The organism is Clostridium sp. ATCC 25772 (assembly GCF_001573875.1).
Lineage (GTDB): Bacteria > Bacillota > Clostridia > Clostridiales > Clostridiaceae > Clostridium_J > Clostridium_J senegalense.
Window position 1 is genome coordinate 32662 of sequence record NZ_LFRG01000015.1, and the last position, 21630, is coordinate 54291.

General features: G+C 28.9%; 15 protein-coding genes. 1 reads left to right on the plus strand and 14 read right to left on the minus strand.

Translation table 11 applies throughout. From position 1 onward, the window contains the following. Positions 1–16: 16 nt before the first annotated feature. From mobB to AZI32_RS08175, 10 genes are all read right to left on the minus strand, one after another. Entirely contained in the window at positions 17–556 is a 540-nt protein-coding gene (mobB, locus tag AZI32_RS08125) for a molybdopterin-guanine dinucleotide biosynthesis protein B (RefSeq protein WP_061995365.1), read from the minus strand. Beyond that, entirely contained in the window at positions 534–1745 is a 1212-nt protein-coding gene (gene glp, locus AZI32_RS08130) for a gephyrin-like molybdotransferase Glp (RefSeq protein WP_061995366.1), read from the minus strand. Before glp ends, mobB begins: the two co-directional genes overlap by 23 nt. Positions 1746–2189: 444 nt before the next feature. Beyond that, positions 2190–4331 carry a formate dehydrogenase subunit alpha gene (gene fdhF, locus AZI32_RS08135; protein WP_082761184.1) on the minus strand — a complete coding sequence of 714 codons (2142 nt, stop codon included), beginning with the start codon at positions 4329–4331 and terminating at the stop codon, positions 2190–2192. A gap of 235 nt (positions 4332–4566) precedes the next feature. Further along, positions 4567–5205, minus strand: coding sequence for an ATP-binding cassette domain-containing protein (locus AZI32_RS08145; protein ID WP_061995368.1), 639 nt, complete (start codon positions 5203–5205; stop codon positions 4567–4569). A 30-nt stretch (positions 5206–5235) separates the two neighbouring features. Further along, complete coding sequence (gene modB, locus AZI32_RS08150) at positions 5236–5895, minus strand: molybdate ABC transporter permease subunit (RefSeq protein ID WP_061995369.1); 660 nt, start codon at positions 5893–5895, stop codon at positions 5236–5238. A gap of 8 nt (positions 5896–5903) precedes the next feature. Further along, a complete protein-coding gene (gene modA, locus AZI32_RS08155) occupies positions 5904–6686 on the minus strand; it encodes a molybdate ABC transporter substrate-binding protein (protein ID WP_157450869.1) in 783 nt (260 codons plus the stop codon). Between the two features lie 245 nt (positions 6687–6931). After that, entirely contained in the window at positions 6932–7975 is a 1044-nt protein-coding gene (gene citC / locus AZI32_RS08160; RefSeq protein WP_061995370.1) for a [citrate (pro-3S)-lyase] ligase, read from the minus strand. A 221-nt stretch (positions 7976–8196) separates the two neighbouring features. Further along, positions 8197–9507: an APC family permease gene (locus AZI32_RS08165; RefSeq protein ID WP_061995371.1), complete on the minus strand. Its 1311-nt coding sequence runs from the start codon at positions 9505–9507 to the stop codon at positions 8197–8199. A 35-nt stretch (positions 9508–9542) separates the two neighbouring features. Then, positions 9543–10268, minus strand: coding sequence for a gamma-glutamyl-gamma-aminobutyrate hydrolase family protein (locus AZI32_RS08170; protein WP_061995372.1), 726 nt, complete (start codon positions 10266–10268; stop codon positions 9543–9545). 210 nt (positions 10269–10478) lie between these two features. Beyond that, on the minus strand, positions 10479–12512 hold the full coding sequence (locus tag AZI32_RS08175; RefSeq protein ID WP_061995373.1) for a sigma 54-interacting transcriptional regulator: 2034 nt from the start codon (positions 12510–12512) through the stop codon (positions 10479–10481). Between the two features lie 539 nt (positions 12513–13051). Here AZI32_RS08175 and AZI32_RS08180 point away from each other — a divergent pair. Continuing rightward, on the plus strand, positions 13052–13636 hold the full coding sequence (locus AZI32_RS08180; protein WP_061995374.1) for a hypothetical protein: 585 nt from the start codon (positions 13052–13054) through the stop codon (positions 13634–13636). Between the two features lie 75 nt (positions 13637–13711). Here AZI32_RS08180 and AZI32_RS08185 read toward each other — a convergent pair whose 3' ends face one another. From AZI32_RS08185 to citF, 4 genes are all read right to left on the minus strand, one after another. Next, positions 13712–14410: a DUF5714 domain-containing protein gene (locus AZI32_RS08185; protein WP_061995375.1), complete on the minus strand. Its 699-nt coding sequence runs from the start codon at positions 14408–14410 to the stop codon at positions 13712–13714. A 114-nt stretch (positions 14411–14524) separates the two neighbouring features. Next, positions 14525–15217, minus strand: a complete 693-nt coding sequence (locus AZI32_RS08190; protein ID WP_061995376.1) for a hypothetical protein — start codon at positions 15215–15217, stop codon at positions 14525–14527. A gap of 872 nt (positions 15218–16089) precedes the next feature. Next, positions 16090–19782, minus strand: coding sequence for a glycosyl hydrolase family 18 protein (locus AZI32_RS19035; protein WP_082761185.1), 3693 nt, complete (start codon positions 19780–19782; stop codon positions 16090–16092). A gap of 280 nt (positions 19783–20062) precedes the next feature. After that, a complete protein-coding gene (citF, locus tag AZI32_RS08200; RefSeq protein ID WP_061995377.1) occupies positions 20063–21601 on the minus strand; it encodes a citrate lyase subunit alpha in 1539 nt (512 codons plus the stop codon). Between the last annotated feature and the right edge of the window lie 29 nt (positions 21602–21630).

Sequence of the window (21630 nt, forward strand, 5' to 3'; positions counted from 1 at the left end):
CTCCACTATCTAAAATTTATTTTTCATTTAGTATTTTATCCTCAATAAACTTAACTACTTCCATTGGGTTATTAATATCTAAAACTGGTATATCCACCTCTAACTCTTCATCGCTAGCCAACGCTATAAACGTATCTTTTTTAAAGTTTAAATCATTATATAAAAAGTTGTTATCTACAACATTTCTGTGCACTTCAATTTTAGAATATTTATTATTTTTAAATCCTTCTACTATAACTAAGTCAACATCTTTAAAAAGAGGTAATATATCCTCAATAGTTCTCTCTTCTTTTAAAGTCTGTATCATTGCCAACTTAGTAGAAGATGAAATTATAACATTATCTGCTCCGGCCTGTGCAAATCTATAAGTATCCTTACCTTCTTTATCCATTTCGAACTTATGTGCATCATGTTTTAACACTCCAACTTTCCAATTTTTCTCTTTTAAAATTGGGATTAATTTTTCAATTAAAGTTGTTTTACCAGTTCCTGATTTTGTTGCAACTATAGAAATAATTTTAGGACATACTTTCTTATTTAAAGATAAATTTTCCATAAACCTTATCTCCTACATTTATCTCTCTTACATCTTCATTCATAATGATTATTCCATTAGCTTTACTCATAGTCATAAGATGATTTGAGCATTGATTTCCTAAATCATTAGCATAATATATTCCTTCTTTTTCAGTTATGTTTACATATATATATTTTCTTCTATTGTTTCTTGCTTTGAATTTACTTGCTGCTAATACAGAAATCATATCATCTTCAATTTTATTAAATCCACTTATATTTTTAATAGCTGGTTTTACAAACTCTTCAAAAGTTGTTATAAGAGATAATGGGTTTCCTGGTAATCCAAAAAAGAATTTATCTTTAACTGTTGCAAAAGTTACTGGTTTTCCTGGCTTGATTGCTACTGATGTAAAATTAATTTTTGCGTCTATTTCTTCTAAGACATCTTCAACAAAATCAAAATCTCCAGCTGAAACACCACCAGATGTAATTACTATATCTGCACTTTCTAAGCCTTCTGTTATTTTTTCTTTTAAAACCTCTTTTTTATCAGATGCTATACCTAAAGATATAAACTCTAAATCTAAATTTTTACATAAAGCCATAAGTGAATATTCATTAGAATTTCTTATCTTACCTTTTTCAAGAACTTCATCTATGTTTAGTAATTCATCACCAGTTGATATTATTGCTATTTTAGGAGTTTTATAAGTTAAAACTTTACTATAACCTAGAGATGCTAAAAAACCTATTTCAGTAGGTCTTATAACTTTCCCTTTTGGTATTGCTAAATCCCCAACATTTATTTCTTCACCCATTTTTATAATATTAGTATCTTTTTTAACAACATCAGATATTATTAATTTGTTTTCTTTACATTCTACTTTTTCAATTTGTATTACTGCATTAGCACTCTTAGGCACCGGTGCTCCTGTCATAATTTTTATAGCTTGACCTTGTTTTAATTCATCTTCGTAATACTCTCCAGCCCTTATTAATCCTACTATATCAAGCTCTGCATTGATTGCGCTTTCACATACTGTAGTATCTTCAAACTTTATAGCATAGCCGTCCATAGCAGATTTATCAAAAGGTGGTAGAATGTCTTTTGAGTAAATATCTTCTGCTAAAACCCTATTAAGTGATGATATAATATCTACTCTTTCTAAGCCTATAATCTTTGTTTCTTCTTTAATTATTTTCAATGCTTCTTCTATAGTAATCATATTTTTATCCTTTCAAAATGAAATATTATAACATTTTAATCTTAAGTCTTTTCCTGAGCTGATTTTTATTTATTTTATATTTCCACATAAAACAAAATTACAAAGTTAATTAATTAACAATTTCACCTATATATTCATAGGAGAAAAGCTCCTATTTAAACAAATATTTTTATCACTTGATGAAAATAAGTACAAATTAAGTTAGTTAATAGTTAAAAAGTAAGAGTTGGAGAAATTTATAATTTATAATTATGAATAAAACTTTACTCCCTGTTTTTTTGAATCAAACATTACTAGGAACAAGGTAAGGAGTAATAACTACAACCCTTAACTCTTAACTAAAATATTAACTTGAATTTTCTCACTTGATAAATAAATAACTTTCAAATTTAGTTTAGAACCTTATATTTACAACTTATATAAGCTTTTAACTAATAATGTAGTTTATGAGCTTTTAGAAACACCCATTTGTTTTTTTATGTTATCATATGTTTCTTTTACGTGGTTTTCAGCCCACTGTTGATCTTCTATTTTTTCTACTTTAATTGCACAATATTTAAATTCCGGTGTTTTTGTTATTGGATCAACAAAATCACTTGTTAACTCATTACAAGAACCTACCCACCATTGGTAAGTCATATATGTAGCACCCTTTTTTACTCTTTCTGTAACTAAAGCTCTAGTTAGTATGCTACCTCTTCTTGATGTTACTCTAACTAACTCTTCTGACTCTATATTAAGCTCTTTAGCATCTTCTGCACTTATTTGAATATATCCTGGCTCATCTGCTAACTCTTTTAAAGCTCTACAGTTACCTGTCATAGTTCTTACAGAGTAATGTCCAACTTCTCTTACTGTTGATAAGCTTAGTGGATATTCTTCATCTGGCATTTCACCTGGAGCTCTCCATTCAGCTGCAAATAAATTTCCTTTTTCATTTTCAGTTGAAAATTTATTTCCTTCATATAAATAAGGTGTTCCTGGATGGTCTTCAGTTGGGCATGGCCATTGAATTCCACCTAATTCTTCAAGACGTTTATAACTTGCTCCTGCAAAGCTTGGACAAAGACTTCTCATTTCATCCCAAATCTCTTCTGTGTTTTTATAGCTCATTGGGTATCCCATAGCTGTAGCTATTTCACAGATAATTTGCCAATCTGGTTTTGCTTCCCCTTTAGGTTCAACAGCTTTTCTAAATCTTTGGAATCCTCTATCAGCGCTAGAGTAAACCCCTTCATGTTCTCCCCAAGCAGTTGCTGGAAGAACAACATCTGCATGAAGCGCTGTTTTATTCATAAATATGTCTTGTACTATTACTAAATCTATGTTGTCTAAAGTTTCCCTTACCTCTGCTGCATTTGGGTCACTTTGAACTGGATCTTCTCCAAATATGTAATAAGCTTTTATTTTATCTTCATGAAGAACTAAGTGAGGTATTTCTGTTAACTTATGTCCTGGCTTATTTGAAAGCTTTACATTCCAAGCCTTTTCAAATTTTTCTCTTGCAGCATCATCTGTAACCTTTTGGTATCCTGGGAATACGTCTGGAAGAGTTCCCATATCACATGTACCTTGTACATTGTTTTGTCCACGAACTGGACCTATTCCAACACCAGGTCTTCCATAATTTCCTGTTAAAAGTGCAAGAGATGCTAATCCTTTAACTACATCTACAGCTTGTGAGAATTGACAAACACCCATTCCATAAAGAATCATAGCATTTTTAGCTTTTGCATATTCTCTCATAGCTTTTCTTATATCATCAGCTTTTACTCCTGTTATTTTTTCAGCATATTCTGGAGTATACTTTTCTACTTGTTTTTTATATTCTTCAAATCCATTAGTATATTTTTCTACATAATCTCTATCATAAAGATTTTCATTTATTAAGACATTACCAAATGCATTAACAAGTGCCATATTTGTACCACCTTTTAATGCTAACCATAAATCTGATATTCTTCCTGTTTCTGTAAGTCTAGGGTCCACCGATATTACTTTTGCCCCTTTTTCCTTTGCCTTAACAATTCTTCTCGCAACAATTGGATGTGAATCTGCTGCATTATAACCAAATACAAATAATAAATCCGTATCTTCTATTTCTGGTATTCCGTTAGACATTGCACCATTTCCTAATGAGTAAGCCAGACCGGCTACTGAAGGAGCATGTCACACTCTAGCACAGTGATCTACATTGTTTGTTCCAACTACTGCTCTCATAAATTTTTGCATTACATAGTTTGCTTCATTTCCTGGTCCTCTAGCTGAACCTGTTCCCATAATAGCATCTGGACCATATTTAGCTTTTATAGCTAATAATCTTTCTGCTACAAATCTTACAGCTTCATCCCATGAAACTTCTTCTAATTCACCGTTTTTTCTTATCATAGGTTTTTTTAGTCTTGGAGTTAAAAGTTGAGGATCATTTAAAAAATCCCATCCATAATATCCTTTAAGACATAAATTTTCTTCGTTTGTTCTACCGTTGGCTGCTTCTGCTCTCACTATTTGTCCATCTTTAACTACCAAATTTAGCTGGCAGCCTCCGCCACAATATGGACATACAGTTAGTATTTTCTTTTCCATAAAATTCTCCTTTTGTTGTGTTTTTTATATTCTTACTATAAAAAAGTAAAAAATATCTCATTATAATATCATTCTAGAGTATCATATTTGCACAGTCAAACTATAATATTAATGATAATTTGCCATTTTTAACTCACATTTTATATAAAACTCATAATTCAACATAATAATAGTTTTTTCGATAAATATATACACATTTTTACGATTCATAAATGATGTTTTATACTGAAAATTTTCACATTAATGCTCCATCTTTTATGTTGATTATTCTATCACCTAAAAGCTTAGCTTCATATGTATCATGGGTAACTAGTATTATGCTCACATCACATACTTTTTTAAATTCCAAAAACTCTTTATACACTAGCTCCTTAGTTTTACTATCTAATGCTGAAAATGGTTCATCCATAATCATAATATTAGGTTTTATTGCTAAAGCTCTTGCCAAAGCTACCCTTTGTTTTTCTCCTCCAGATATTTCTTTTGGATACCTATTTTTCAAATGATCTATTTTTAAAATTTCCATTACATATTCACCATGACTTTCATCAACTTGGCAGTTTTTATTGTTTTTCACACCAAACATAATGTTGTCTTTTACTGTCATATGAGGAAATAGACCATAATTTTGAAATACATATCCAACACCTCTATCCTTTATTGGCAAATTTATATTTTTTTCACTAGAATATACTACTTTATCGTTCAAAATTATTTCACCTTTATCCGGATTTGTTATTCCACTTATACAATCAAATATACTAGTCTTTCCCGAACCAGATGGACCTTGTATAACTAATATTTCTTTATCTAATTTTATTTTTATATTTAAATCAAAGTAGTTTAACTTCTTAAATATTTCAATACAATTCATTTCCATGCTCCTAAATTAAATTTTTTCATATTAATATTTTTTAGATTTACTCCATCTATTCAATCCGTAAACAATTATAAAGCTAAATACAATTACTATAGTCATTAAAATATTTGCAGTCTTATTATCTCCACCCTCTGCTGCAAAATATATAGCTAGAGGTATTGTTTGAGTCTTTCCTGGTATATTTCCAGCTACCATAAGAGTAGCCCCAAACTCACCTATGGACCTTGCAAAGGCTAACACTATACCACTTATTATTCCTTGAAATGCTAAAGGAAAGGATACTTTCCAAAATATAGTCCTCTCATCTGCTCCAAGAGTTCTTGCTACATTTTCATAAAGTATATCTATATTTAAAAATGCACTTTTGACACTTTGATACATTAATGGTAATGCTACAATAGTTGAAGCAATACACGCTGCTGTTATATTAAATATAAGCTTTTTATTAAAAAGTTCTAAAAATATTTTTCCAATTATTCCATTACTACCAATGATCATTAATAGACCATAACCAATAACAGAAGGTGGCAATACCATAGGTAGCATTATAATTGTTTCTAAAATATCTTTTCCTTTAAAATTGTATTTTGTAAATATTCTAGCTAAAAATATACCTAACATTAATGTAATCAAAGTAGATATGCTTGATACTTTAAGCGATATTATTATTGGCTCCAATATCATATCTACACCTACTTATTAATATTAAATCCATGCTTTTCAAATATATTCATACTTTCTTTTTCCTTTAAGTACTCCATAAATTTTTCAGCACTTTCTTTTTTCTCACTATTTGAAATAAGGGCACATGGATAAACTATAGGACTATGTGTACCTTCATCAAAAGTTTCAGCTATGTAAGAGTTTTTTAATTCCATTGCATCTGATTTATATACTATACCTGATGTTACTTCGTTATTATCAACATAATATGCTACTTGTTTTACATCTTTAGAATATATCAGTTTATTTTCAATTTGATTCCATAGATTTAATTTTGTAAGTGCTTCTTTTGCATATTGACCTGCTGGCACAGATTCAACAGTTCCTATTGACATATCTTTATTTTTTGAAATAACATCATTAACATTTTTTATTTCTTCTTTATTTGCATTAGAAACAATTAAAACTAATTCATTTTTTAATAAATCCAATCTACTATCATTAACTATTAAATTCTTATTTTCTAATTGATCCATTTGTTTTTTTCCTGCTGAAATAAATAAATCTACTGGAGCACCTTCTTCTATTTGTTTTTGAAGGGTTCCTGATCCGCCAAAGTTAAAAGTAACTTTTATTCCACTTTCCTTCTCAAAAATTGGCTCTATTTCTTCTAGACTTTCTTTTAAGCTTGCTGCAGCAGATACAGTTACTTCTTCTTCAGTATTTTTTGTATCTTGCTTACTGCATCCTACCAAGGTACCTACCACTGTAGATATTAGAATCATACTCATAATTTTTTTTAATTTTGTCACTTTAAATTCCTCATTCCCTAAAATATTTTTATATAAGATACTATAGAGTTCTAAACTCAATCCTAAATGGAGCTTGTTTCCCTATATCTTTGGACACGTAAAAAAATAATAGACTAAAATAAAAAGTAATCTTGTATCGCAAATAGGTTCTGCCATTAGTAATTTTTAGCAGAACCTATGGACCAAAAAAGAAACTGGTCTATTATTTAAAGCTAATATAATATTAAACAAACATGGATTTTTCTTTAGTGTGGTGTATTATTATTTTTTATTTTTTCTATAATTTCAATAGCATCATCACTATTTAAAAATTCAAAAGTTGTTTTTGGTACTATTTTTTCTATTTCATCCATTTTTCCTTCTCTTATAAGTTCTCTAACTCTAGATGCGCTTATAGGCACTTCATCCTCTGCTTTTCTTTTTACTTCTATAACTTCTGTTGAAAAAGTTGGTAATATTTCTTTTAATGTATCATTATATGATTTAGTTACCACACAATATGGTTCCTCACCTATATATCGTTTATTTATATTAAATTCTTTGCAGAAATATTTTCCAAATATCTTTGCATCTAAATTAGTATATGCTTTTAAAACCTCATCTTTTTTCCTTATAAAGTATGATGGGAACGTAGCAGATGATATTATATATTCTCCACCAGGAATTACCTTTACATTTTTTAAATGAGCGCATCCTTTTTTCACTAAATCATATCTAACTTTAAATGGGAATAAAGATTTATCTTCCTCTACAACAAATACAATAACTTCCTCATTTTCACTTGCAGCTTTCTCAACTAAATATAAGTGACCTAAAGTAAATGGATTACAGTTCATAACTAGTGCTGCTTTTTTTATATTATTTTTTAAATCGTATTTCTCACCAATTTTATTTAAACAAGAATTTATATTATAAACCCCATTTTCTAATAGCGCTACCTTTTCTACCTCTTCTATTAATTTATATCCAAGACCTGAAAAAATTGCTACATTACTTGGTTTAGTAAATATGAAACTATGATACTTACCTTCCTCAAATAATTTATCATTTACTGCATTTAATAAAGTTGCAGATACCCCTTCACCTCTTAAATCATCATCTACAGCAAAACATTTAAATATACTTCCACCTTTAGAACATGTAGCTTTTATCTCGCCATCTACCCTAATAACAACAGTGTAATCTACATCTTTATCTAGTTCTAAATCGAACTTATTTAAAAATGTTTCAACTTCTTCTCTATATATTTCTTTTTTTATGTTAACTTTTTCTAAGTTTAAATTATACACTTAACATCACCACCATAATTCTTTTGTTTTTAAATTGAACACAAGACAATTATACAATATTTGTTGATAATATTATAATTTTTTGATAAATTCTTATAAAAATTAATTAAGAAATCTCTAATAATTTATTTATTATGACAAAAGCTGCCCTGAAATTTAATCTTATTTCAAGACAGCCATATATTTCCAAAATCCTATTTTAAATAATAATTTATTGATTTTTAAGCTACTTTTTCTGAATTATTATTTTTGTTTTTTTTATTCATGTTAATCATTAATAAATATATAGGTACTCCTATAACTAATCCACCTAGACCCCATAATATTTTTTCCATTGATGATTGAACTAGTAACCATCCACTTACTACTACTGCTAAAATTGGAATTACTGGTCCTAATGGAATTCTAAATGAACTTTTTAAATCTGGTCTTTTCTTTCTTAAAACTAGCACTGATAAACAAGTTGGAACGTATTGTGCAAATCTTGATACAACACTTATCGCCGCTAATTTAGTAAAGCTTCCTGATAATGCAACTGGGATAGTTAATGCAACTGTAACTATTATTGCTATGTATGGTGTTCCTTTTTTATTATATTTATTTAAACACTTAGGTAATAATCCATCTTCTGCTAAAGCTACTGCTGTTCTTGGAGTAATAAATGATGCTGCTATATTAATTCCACCTATTGAAATTAATGTACCTGCTGTTACTAATATTCCACCCCATGAACCTAAAAATACTGCTGAAGCATCTGCCACTGGAGTTTTAGTTAATGCTAATTGTTCACCTAATATACCTATAGAAACTGTTTGAATTAATAGATATACTACTGATACTATAATCATTACTGTTATTATTGCTTTTGGTATATTTTTTTCTGGATTTTCCATATCTTCAGCTGCAACTGCTATAGATTCAAATCCAGTAAATGCATAAAATATTAAAAGTGCTGCTGCTCCAAATGAACCGCCTTGATATACTCCACTTGGAAATACTGGGGTAAAGTTAGATCCTTTTATAAAGAATATTCCTACTGCTATAAAAATAAATAAAGGTACTAATTTTCCTACAGTTATTATATTATTTAAAACTTTTGAAATGCTAACACCTAATATATTTATTATTCCAAGTCCGCCTAAAATTACTATAATTATTATATTTTTCATCATGCCTTCACCAGCTGCTGGCCATACTGCTGATAATGCTGTAACAAACCCAACTGCCATTGTTGCCCAAGCTATAATTCCTATAGCCCATTTCATAAATCCTACTTCAAATCCTACAAAACTTCCAAAGGCTTCCTTAGCATAAACATAGGGCCCCCCATTTTTGCTAAACATTCCACCAACCTCTGCAAAACATAGTGCTATACTAACTACTAATAGCATGTCAAATAATATTACACCTAAACTAGCTGGTCCTATAAGTTCCATTGCTTGATTAGGAAGCAAGAATATTCCTGATCCTATAATTGAGTTAATTCCAAGCAATACAATACTCCAAAAGCCTATCTTTTTTTTGTTGCTCATAGAAAAACTTCACCTCATCCTTTAATTATTCTTCCTTATTTACATTCTTTTATAAAATATTTGAATATGTTTAACATATTTTCATCTACACCAGCTAACATTTCTGGATGCCACTGAATTCCCATAACTAAAGGTTTTTCTATCCTTTCTATCGCCTCAACTACCCCATCTTTTGCTCTAGCTACTACCTTAAAACCTGGTGCAACCTTATTTACAGCTAAATGATGAAATGAATTACAACATGTAACATCACCTAAAATTTGATTTAATACTGAATTTTTTTCAATGGATATTGTATGAGTTTTTACATCTGATAATTCACCTTGATTATGTTTTATATAACATCCATCAATTAAGCTTAAATCTTGATATAAACTTCCACCATTAGCTACATTTATAACTTGATGTCCTCTGCATATTCCAAGTATAGGCATTTTTTTACCCATTGCCTTTTTTATTATTGAAAAATCAAACTTATCTCTATCTGGATAAATTCCACCTAATTTTTGATGTGGTTCTTCATTAAATAATAATGGATCAATATCATGTCCTCCTGATAAAATTAATCCATCTACCATGCTTATTTGAGCTTCTATAATTTCATCATCCATATTCATTGGTATGATAAGTGGTATTCCGCCTCCATTTATAACAGCTTTTACATAGTCATTATTTACATAAGATCTTTTATATCCTGGAAACATGCCTCCTTGGTCTATAATCATACTTCCTGAGATGCCTATAATTGGTCTTTTGTTCATTAAATTGTCCTCCTAAACTAAATTTTAAAAAATTCCCCTACAATAATTTATATGAGCAAAAATCATGCCAACTTTTAAATCTAGTTAAATAAATGCATTTATATATACATTTTTCATGTAATAATTAGAAAAGATTTATAATTTAAAATAATCCATAATAAAAATAGGTAAATAAATAGGTGAGTTTTTATTCTCAACTCACCTATTTACTTACCTATTTTTAATTGTTTTCAAAAATTCTTTACCTTTTTCTGTTATACTGCTACCTTTTCTGCCCTTTCCACTAACGACAAGATTAAATTTACTTAAATCCACTAAAATTTTCCTAATTTCATTCTCTGTCACTTCATATTTCTTTTTACTTAAAATTTTGACTAAATTATTTCTTCCAACATTTTCTTTTATACTATTAAAAAATTCTATTTCTTTTAATATTTCATATACAATCTTAAAACTATACTTATTTTCTAAAAAACTTTCTATTTCATCAAATTCATCTCTTTTTTGCTCCACATTAAAGTAATAAGGTAAATCATTTATTGTTATTCTATCATTGCACATAAGAGATAAATATGAGGCTAAATTTTGTAGTTCTCTTACATTTCCTGGCCATGTATGATTTAATAATTCCTTTTTCACTAGTGGATCTACATATTTTATATCCCTATTCATGAAATATATAAGTAAATCCAATATATCTTCTTTTCTTTCATTTAATGGCGGAATATTTAAAGGAAGAACATTTAATCTATAATATAAATCCCCTCTAAATTTCCCTTCATTTACTAATTTGAATAAATCCTGATTAGTTGCAGCAATAACCCTTATGTTTATATCTATAACTTTATTTGATCCAACCCTTACTAGCTGTCTTTCTTGCAACACTCTTAAAAGTTTAGTTTGCAGATATAACGGCATATCACCTATTTCATCTAAAAAAATAGTTCCATTATTAGCTTGCTCAAATAAACCTTTTTTCCCTTCCTTTAACGCTCCAGTAAAGGCTCCAGCCTCATACCCAAACAATTCACTTTCTAATAAATTTTCTGGCATAGCAGCACAATTTACTGCAATAAAAGGTTGTTTGTTTCTTAGAGAATTATTGTGTATTGATTGAGCAAAAAGTTCCTTCCCAGTTCCACTTTCCCCTAATATTAATACAGTTAAATCTGATAATGAAATTCTTAGGGCAAGTTCTATACATTCTTGCATTGGTTTAGAATTAGTTATTATATTATTAAAATTATATCTCGCTATATGTCCTTTTTCTCTTATTTTTTTACTTAAATTTTGTTCTAATTGGCGTATATATGTAATTTCTTGAATATGATAATATATTCCTGTTTCTAATCCAAAGCTTGTTATTTTGCACTTATTAACACTTAAAAATTTATTATTAAATTCTATTACCTCATCTTCTAAGCAATCTTCATTTAATAAACTAAGTATTTTTTCATCTAAAATATTGTTTATGTTTTTTCCTATTATATCTTTGTAAATTTCTAGCATTTTTTTTGCTTTTTCATTACAAATATTTATTCTTCCTTCTAGTGATGTAAATATTATTCCATTATTAGATAAATTTATAATAGTATCTAACTCCTCATTTTTTAAAAACAGTTCCTTATACTTATCTCTTATCCCTATATCAACATTTACTAACTTTTCTGAATATTTGATAAGGTTGCTATGTATTAATTTGTTATTCTCCTCTTCCACATCTAAAAAACTTATTATTTTTATAAAAGTGGACACATCTATCTTTCTATCACCTACATCAATTATTTCTCTTACATATGTAGGAACTGATTTACTTTCACCTGGTGTAATTGCAACTTTAAAGTTACTATAATCCCTATCATCATAATATGGAACTAAATTTATATGATTTATTCCTAACTCATAAAAAAAACTTACAATCTCATATGTTGTTTCTTTATTATCATTAACTACTAATACATCAGTACCTTTAGGTATGCTAAATATTTTCATCATAGCTTCTTCTTCTATTGTTCTTTTAATAACTATAACTTTAGCATCACCTTTTATATGTTTTTTTATTTCAAAAGCTCTTTCTTTTATCATTACTAGAACAATTTCATCTTCTATTTGAAGACTATCATTGATTGTATTTAAAAAATAATTATTTATTGATATTTTATTTCCTAACACTTCTTCTAAATTTTCTCGAAGAAAATTTGCTAGTCTAGCATTTGTATCTGTTATAACTGCAATAGATTTCACATTATCACTCCTTATCAACTAAATTATAAAACCACATTTTTACATACTTTTTATCATATGAATATATTGCCTAATTATACTTTTTTATCAAGCTCCAACTTAAATTTACACATCAAATTTTTGTTATAAGTTAAGAAAAATAAGTACAAATATAGTTAGTTAAGTATTAACTTTTAACTAAAATAATCTGTTAGTTATTGATAAAATATTAATTTGGAACCCTGTATCTTATTTAAATAAATTTATAATATTTTATTTGCATTTATTAACTGTAAAATTAAGATATCACATTATAACAGCTTTTTTTATATACTATATTGTAATCTAATTTTAAATATCAAAAACAATATCATTAAACTATTTTAATCCAAATTCCCATCTTAATTCATTAATTGAAAATGTTGGACAAGTTTTTTTTTGATGAATATAAATTTAAAATTTGTTTAATGTAAAATAAATATTTGAATTCTTCAATTCCTCAAGTAGAACTTTTTAATATATAAAAAGTTTAATATTTATTAATTTGAGTGGTGAATCTTATGAACCTTCCAACACAATCGCCTTCTTGGAATACACTTAGAGATAAAATCTATTATACTATAGGTAAAGATCCTTATGTCGAAGTAAGTAATCTTGTACCTCTTGAAGATGGCAATTACACCTTAAAAATAAAAGTATATCGTAGCATAAATAAAGCTAAAGCCTTAAGGGCTATACTTTCAAAAGAATATAAAGTAGAAGATGTAACCGTTAATGTAATCATATTAGATTCAGACAATAATGAAATTACCGTTGGACCTTTATCCAATTATACAATTGACGATATTGCATCAATATTTTGTATAGCTCTTCATTCTAACAGATTATTTAACGGTGTTATTATAACAGATGGATTATTGCTTGTAGAACAAGAGGATATGATTGGTCAAATTGTAGTAATAATAAATAAAAATGTAGTTCAATTTTACAATAGTAATTTATCAGATCTTTATGGAAATTACACTGAATTAGCTACAAAAATTTTTGAAGAACTTTTAATTAAAGAGTATACTTTAAATATCAAAGTATCCTTCTCAACTAGCGATGATTCTTGTGAACTACAAAATAATCTATATTGTTATTAATTATATAGGAACTAACGTTTAAATTGTTTACTAGCATAATAAATTTATAAATAATTTATTATGCTAGTTTTTTTATTATTTATGAAATTTACATCTATCTTTTAAGCATTGATCATTTATTTTGCTATAATTACATTTTAAATTTTCTTTCTTTTCAAGTTGCACATTTAATTTTTCTTTAGTAAAATCAACGGCAGTTTCTAAAGCTAAAAAAGTATCTCTCTTACAACATCTAGGTCCACCAAAAGATGCTATTTTTTCCAACGCTTTAGCTGTTATTAAGTTTGATAATCCCCATTTTTCCTCTGACAATGGACTTGCACCTAATATTAAACTTATGTAAATTCCAGTACCTACAGCAGCACCACAGGCACCATAAAATCCACAAAAGCCTCCTAAAACATTTTTAGCCCTTTTCCCACCTTCATTAAGTAACTTTTCTAAATTAGTCCTATCACCTATAGAATTTAAATAAGCTGTAACCAATACTGCTGGAACTAAATAATGATGCTCTGGTCCATGCATTTTAACTGATGGATGTTTCATTAAATCTAATGCCATTTCCATTGGATTAATACTATTACTTTTTAAGCAATATTCTTTTATTATTTCGAAAGCACCTAAACTATGGCAACTATCACAAACATAATGCCCTGATTTGCAACTTGCATTAGCGCTAAATTTTTTCTTGCAAAAGTAGCACTCCATTTCTTTACTTTCATCAAAGTATTCTAACTCTTCACCACATATTAAACAATTAAATTTATTTTCCATAACTTCACCTCATAATAGTAAAATATATCTATAGTATAACGCCATTTTTTTATAATTGTATATAGTTAAAGCATCTTTTAATTTTTTCTTATTAAAAGATGCTTTAGTTCTATTTTATCCGGCAATTTTATCCGTATTATTTTTCATTCTCAATTTTATACTTTCTAATATTAATTTCATATATCCGTGAGTTCTAGGTGCTAATTTTTTTAATTTTTCTTCATCTATATTATACAATGCAAAACATTGAGCCCAATATTCTTTTTCTGTTTGAGCATAAGCTAGCCCTTGCTTATTAAATAATTTAGCACGTTCATCTTTATATATTTTTTTAAATACATCACTTAAGGAAGGTTCAAGTCCCATGCCATAAAATTTCTCTATAGCATCTATAGCATGCCCAAGCTCATGAAGCAAAACATAATGATGTCCATAATATCTAGTTGAAACATACCCTTTTAAATACTGGGGTAAATTAATAAAAGCTCCCCCTATATCCATATTTCCTAAATCATAACCTATTTCATTTTTAACTATATTTCTTATAGATTTCTTTGTAATATACATTTTCACTTCATAATAATTGTAATATTGTAAAAGATATAGTGGAATTTTACTAAATTCTTCTTCATATTGCTTTAGCACACAACATGGAACATCATATTCCTTGTATAATATATTTTTTATATAAAACCATTTTAAATCTGCCTTTATCTTAAGTTTATTATTTTTTCCCACTGTTATATCTACATCACTACAAAATGGCAGCAACATAAGAAATAACTCCAGTGTCCCATCCTTTTTCATGAATATCACTCCTAGAATAAGGCATCCTTAATATTTTAAAAGAAGTAACTTTTATTCTTATAATATTTATAAATTTATTTTACTTCTATTTCAAATATAAATTTATAAGGTTCCAAGTTGACTCTTAAAATTATCTATTCCAAAACTTGGATACCTAAAATAGTGAGACATGCTCCGAATCACTTAGAATTCAACACTACATCTTGTGTAAAAATATTTTAAGGTTGTTGAATAAATTTAAATTGGAGCTTGTTTCCCTATATAATTACAAAATTGAAAAAATCAGATTTCAACTAATATATCTTAATTTGTTAAATTCAAAGTACTTTTATGCATTTACTTGCTAGTTTAAGTCTCTAATGTTTGCAATGTACTAGTATAATTTAAGAATCTATAAAATATTCAAGTGATAATTATATTTAATATAATTTAGTAAATTTGACGATATAATAGTTATTTTAAGATGCCTATTTGTAAAATCGTCAAATTATATCTACTTTTTATAATATTACAGAAGTTCAATAAATGTACTTATATAAATCAATATTTTATAATTCTACTTCTAAAATAGTTAAAACTCTTCTTTAAACCTAAAAATTATATATAGTTCCTTAATATTTTGTAAAATTTTAGTTGTATTACGCTAAAAATATAATAATATAACTTCTATTTTTATTTAATTTTTTATTATATTACATATTTTTTCTTTATAATTTAAAAACTTTTTTACTATTTATCTATGAGGAAAACTATTATTAATTTTAAAATAAATAATTTATATATAAACCTAATTTTCACACAAGAAAAAGGAGCTGTCGCTCCTTTAACTTTTATCAGTTAGCTTTGCAACAAACCCCTTCTTAACTTTATTATCATACTAACTGCCATGTTTCATCGCTGCCTGGTACTGAATTAGTCCACCATTTAGCTCTATATTTACTACCTTGGTATACAACTATATCCCCTTCTACATAAATGCCTCCAGGTACATAATCTACACTACCATCCGGATTCTTTTCAACTATTTTTTCCCATGCCATATTATTTTCTGGTACACCACCTTGAGTCCACCATTTAGCCTTATATTTTTCGCCTTTATATATTACTGTATCGCCTTCTACATATATTTTTTTAGGGTCAAAAGTATCCTCTGGTATTTCAGGTTTTTCTGCAACAGTTATTATACATTCTTTTTTGGCATTTAGCCCTTCACTATCTTCCACTGTATATACTAATTTATACGTTCCTATTGTATTAGTATCAACAGTGCCTGTAACTTTAACTTTGCTAGTTAAATCTCCATCTTCTTTATCATTAGCTTTAACACCATTCATTGGATCAAATGTTTCTCCAACAAATATTTTTTTATTTTCTACACCAGTTATAGTTGGTGCAGTATTTGTTGGTGGATCTACCTCACCATCATCTTCGCTTCCAAATTTTTTAAATATATTAGTAAATTCATATTGACTTTTTACTCCTGAATTGGATTCTAACATAGCATCTCTATTCATAGACCAAAATGATGTCATTGCAATTTTGTTTTTTATTGCATGATCAACTATTAACTTAGACCACTCTGTAGTAAATATAGGATGAGCACTTCCCTCAAATCCAATAGATGGAGTTGCACCAATTTTTCCATATGCTTGCTCATCTGTTAGCTCTACTTTTGCAAATCTTTTATAATAATTTTTCAATTGATTTTTAGTGCTATCTATAGCTCTTACAGAACCTGTTCCATAGTTTTCACCTGGTAATAAAGTTCCACTACCATAGCACATAGTCATAATATTTACAACTTTAATATCTACTCCTTCAGTAAGATATGCTTCAACTACATCTAATTGTGTTTGAGTTAAACCGCTTGGTAATACTGGAAGAGTTAAAACAATATCAGTTCCTAACTCATCTTGAACCTTTTTAATTGCTTTAGCATTAGCAATATTTTTAGCTTTATCTTGAGCACCGCCTTCAATGTCTAAGTCTAGCCTTGTTAGTCCATATCCTTGTATTACTTCTTTATAAGTGTTAACTAAAACATCTACATCCTGTGTTACTTCCCAAAATGTGATACCATTTAATCCACCTAATGAGATTGTAACGTCTCCACCTAAATCACGTAATTCTTTTATTGATTTTTTAATTCCTTGATATTGGGTATCATCCTTATGCTCTTCGTTTAAAACAGAGTATCCTCCCCAACCCCATTGAACTTTTCCATCTTTTATAGTATTAGTTGTGGATTGTATAAAACCTAAGTTAAAGTATTTAACACCACTATCATTAGAAATTTTAACTAAATTTGCAGCTCCATTGTTGGTATAACCTGGTTTTGTAACCCATGCAACCATATCTATAAATGGACAATTCACTTGTTTTGGCCACTCTATACCTTGACCAACACTGAAATCATACTTTGGTACAGTTGTATTATCTTCTTTTACAATTATCTTTCTTTCCGCTGTTGTAGTTTCATTTTTACTATCAGCTACACTGTATATTAGTTTATATTCTCCTACTTTTGTTGTGTCTACATTTCCTGTAACCTTAATCTTCTTAGTTAAGTCTCCGTCCTCTTTATCCTTAGCAGTTACACCGTACATTGGATTAAAGCTATCACCAACTTTGATTTCTTTATCTACCACTCCATTTAATACTGGTTTAGAATTTGTTTCTGGTGGTGTGACACTTTCCCCATATATAGTTTGTCTTCCAAGTTCAGCACCCTTTGATGTCATTCTTTGAGACAATCCTATACTTTTTATTCCTTTGGCATCTGTTGGTGCTACATTAGCTTTTAATTTAAACGTATAACTCCTACCCTGATCTATTGTTTTGCCATCATATACAGCTTCAAGATCAACAATAGTGTATCCGTTTTCTTGTGTTACTGTACCAGCCAAGTAATCACCTGCTGTTAATTTCTCATCACTTTCTATATATAGTTTAGGAAATTTAATTGTTTCTGCTGCTTTTTCAACAGATCTCATAACATCTCCGGACTCATTTGTTGCTTCATTATTTTTTATTGTTATTTCATAACCGCCACTAGATCCCCATGACTCTTTATAAGGCTTTATAGTTGCTGTTACATCTAAGTCCCCATACTTTATTTGATGACTCGGCAGTGCTTCGTTTCCAAATAAACCATTTTTAATAGTCTTTGTTAGTTCGTCACGTTTAGTTCCATTATTTGTTGGTGCATCTTCAGATGCCATCCATGATATAACACCACCTAAATTGTTATTGTTTACATAAGATGTCTTTTCTCCAATTGACTTTTGGTTTTCATAAGTGAAGAATACCCCTGTAGTTTCATCATAAAGATATGGTGCTTTAGCTACATCATCCCAATATTCTTTTATATTTGGATATTTAGCCTTTATCTCATTTAAGTTACGATAGGACCATACGCCTCCACGTCTTCCACCTTCACCTGATTTTAATGGTGCTTCATTTACTGCTCCACGACTTGGACTTTGATCTGCATCTTTTGATATTAGTTCAGCTTTTCCAAATAATCCTGGTGTTTTACTATCAGAACCCTTTGATACTTTTTCCCATCCACGACTATAAAATGCAGCTCCTATAACTATCTTGTCTTCCTTAGCACCCTGACTTATTAGATATTTAACGCTATCATTAACACTTAATCCTTGACTTGCCAATGGATCTTTTGGATTTGAATATAATCCTGTTTGGTGACCACTGGTATCATCCCATGCACCCCTCATATCATAGGTCATTATATTAGCAAAATCTACTACTTCAAATAATTTTTTTATATCAATTCCCTTATCAAGAGTTGATTTTGGAGCAGGAATTGCTACTGATAATTCATATTCTTTTCCTAATTCTTTTTCTTTTTTATCTAATGCATTTCTTAAGTCTTGTAATAGCAGTATATAATTTTCTTTATCTTTAGGTGTTGCATTAGGTGTACCTTCATCATTTTTATTGTCTACTAAATCTGGTTGACGTACTGAGCCTGGATATTCCCAATCCACATCTACAAAGTCCATATTAGTATATTCTATAAATTTCATAATATTTTCTACGAGTTTAGCTCTTTTTTGTGAATCATCACAAACCTTTGAAAAATCTCCTGATTTTGACCATCCACCTAAAGAAACTCCAATTTTCAAATTAGGATTTTGTGCTCTTAAATCTTGAAATGCTGATAAAACTCCTGCATTTGCAGCTCCCCATTGAACCCCTGGTTGACCAACTGGTGCTCCTACTGCTGCATCTTTATCTGTAAAAACTAAATTTCCTTCTCCATCAAAATCTAAAAAAGCAAAATTTAAATGTGTTAATTGATCAGCTGGTATATCTTTAGGATAAAAATTCCCTTGTCCTCCCCAAATAGACCAATCTCCATAATACATTACATTTCTTTTTCCTTCTTGAGCATTTTCACTTACAACACTTTTATTCATTTCTACTGCTTTTGCTTCTATTGTACCTATTCCCGGAAGAAGCATTCCAAGCGAAAGTGATACTATCGCTGTTGCCGATATAATTCTTTTAGCTACTATTTTTCTTGTTTTTTTACTAACCATACAATAAATCTCTCCCATTAAATTAATAGTCTTATTAATAATTTATAAAAATAATAGTAGGACTTATACTTGCAAGTATTTTTAGTCTACATACTTATAATAGTAAGCTTATCTAATAATAGTGTCGTATTTTTTCAAAAAATATTTAGACTAAATAATACATATTAATAAAATTCTTACTTTTTCTATTAATTTCTACCTTATAATAAAAATATATACTTTATTTTGATACTAAAAAAAGCTTCAAAATAGAATTACTCTATTTTGAAGCTTTTTTATATTACATTGGTTTTCTTATTACATCTATTACAGATCCGTCTCTGTATTCTACTACAGCAACTACGTCATCAGATAATTCAACTGCTTTTGGAGCACCTGTCATCTTTTCAGCTGTAGCTTTTAATTCATCTATTGTCATTATTGGTAAATTTGTTTCTTTTAATTTTTCTATTAAGTCTTTTCTCTTAGGATTAACTGCAATTCCTCTTTCAGTTACGATAACATCTATGCTATCTCCTGGAGTTGTTATTGTTGTTAACTTATCTTTTACAATTGGAAGTCTAGCTTTTGTAAGTTGTGTAACTATTATAGTTAACTTAGCTCCAGCAGCTGTATCACTGTGTCCACCAGAACCTCCCATTATAGTTCCATCAGAAGCTGTTGTAACGTTAACATTAAAGTTTGTATCTATTTCAGTTGCTCCTAATATAACTATATCTAAGTTATTTACTACAGCACCTTTATTGTCTGGGTTACCATACATAGATGCTGACATTCTCATATGTTTATGAGATGTTGAATAAGACTCAACAGCTTTTAAGTCAAAGCATTGAACATCAAATAAGTTTTTGAATAATCCTTCTTTGTACATATCAACTATGTATCCAGTTATTCCACCTGATGCAAAACTTCCTTTTATTTCTTCTTTGTTCATATATTCTCTAAGCTCTGCAGCTACTGCTAAAGATGTTCCACCAGCACCAGTTTGGAAGCTCATTCCATCTTTTACAAGACCTGATGCTATCATAGTATCTAAAGCCATTTTAGCTATTTTTAATCCTACTGGATCTTTAGTTATTTGAGTTGTTCCAGAAACTATTCCTTTTGGATCTCCTATAGAATCAACTTTTACAATATAATCAACATATATTTGACTGATTTCTATTGGACAGTTTGGATAAGCTACTAAGTTATCAGTTATAGCAACAACTTTTTCTGCACCTTCTGCATCACTTACTGCATATCCTAAAGCTCCACAAGCTGATTTTCCGTATAAACCATTGATGTTTCCATACATATCACAAGCTGGTGCTGCTATAAATGCTACATCTATGTGTAAATCTCCACTTTCTATAGCTCTAGCTCTTCCACCATGAGTGTGCATTACTGCTGGGTATTTTAATCTACCTTCAGATATTGCTTTTGCAACTGGACCTGAAATGTAGTTTGCACAAATTCTAGTTACTACACCACTTTCTATGTAGTCTACAAGTGGTGCATGTACTGGGAATATTGAACTTGCTGCGATTCTTATATCTTTTATTCCTCTTTTTGCGGTAGCTTCTACAACCATGTTTAAAACATAGTCACCATTTCTTAAATGATGGTGGAATGATATTGTCATTCCATCTTTTAGATTAACTTTATCTAAAGCATCTTCTATATTATTTAATAATTTTTCATCCATTGGAGTTACTGATTTTACATTAACAGCAGCCTTTTGTTTTTCTCCTGCTTTTGCAAAAACTCCTTCAAATGGCATAACTTCACCATATCCATCTATAAAGCTAGGAAGTTCACGTCCTAATACGTTTTTCATAATATCACCTCAATAAATTACCTTTACTT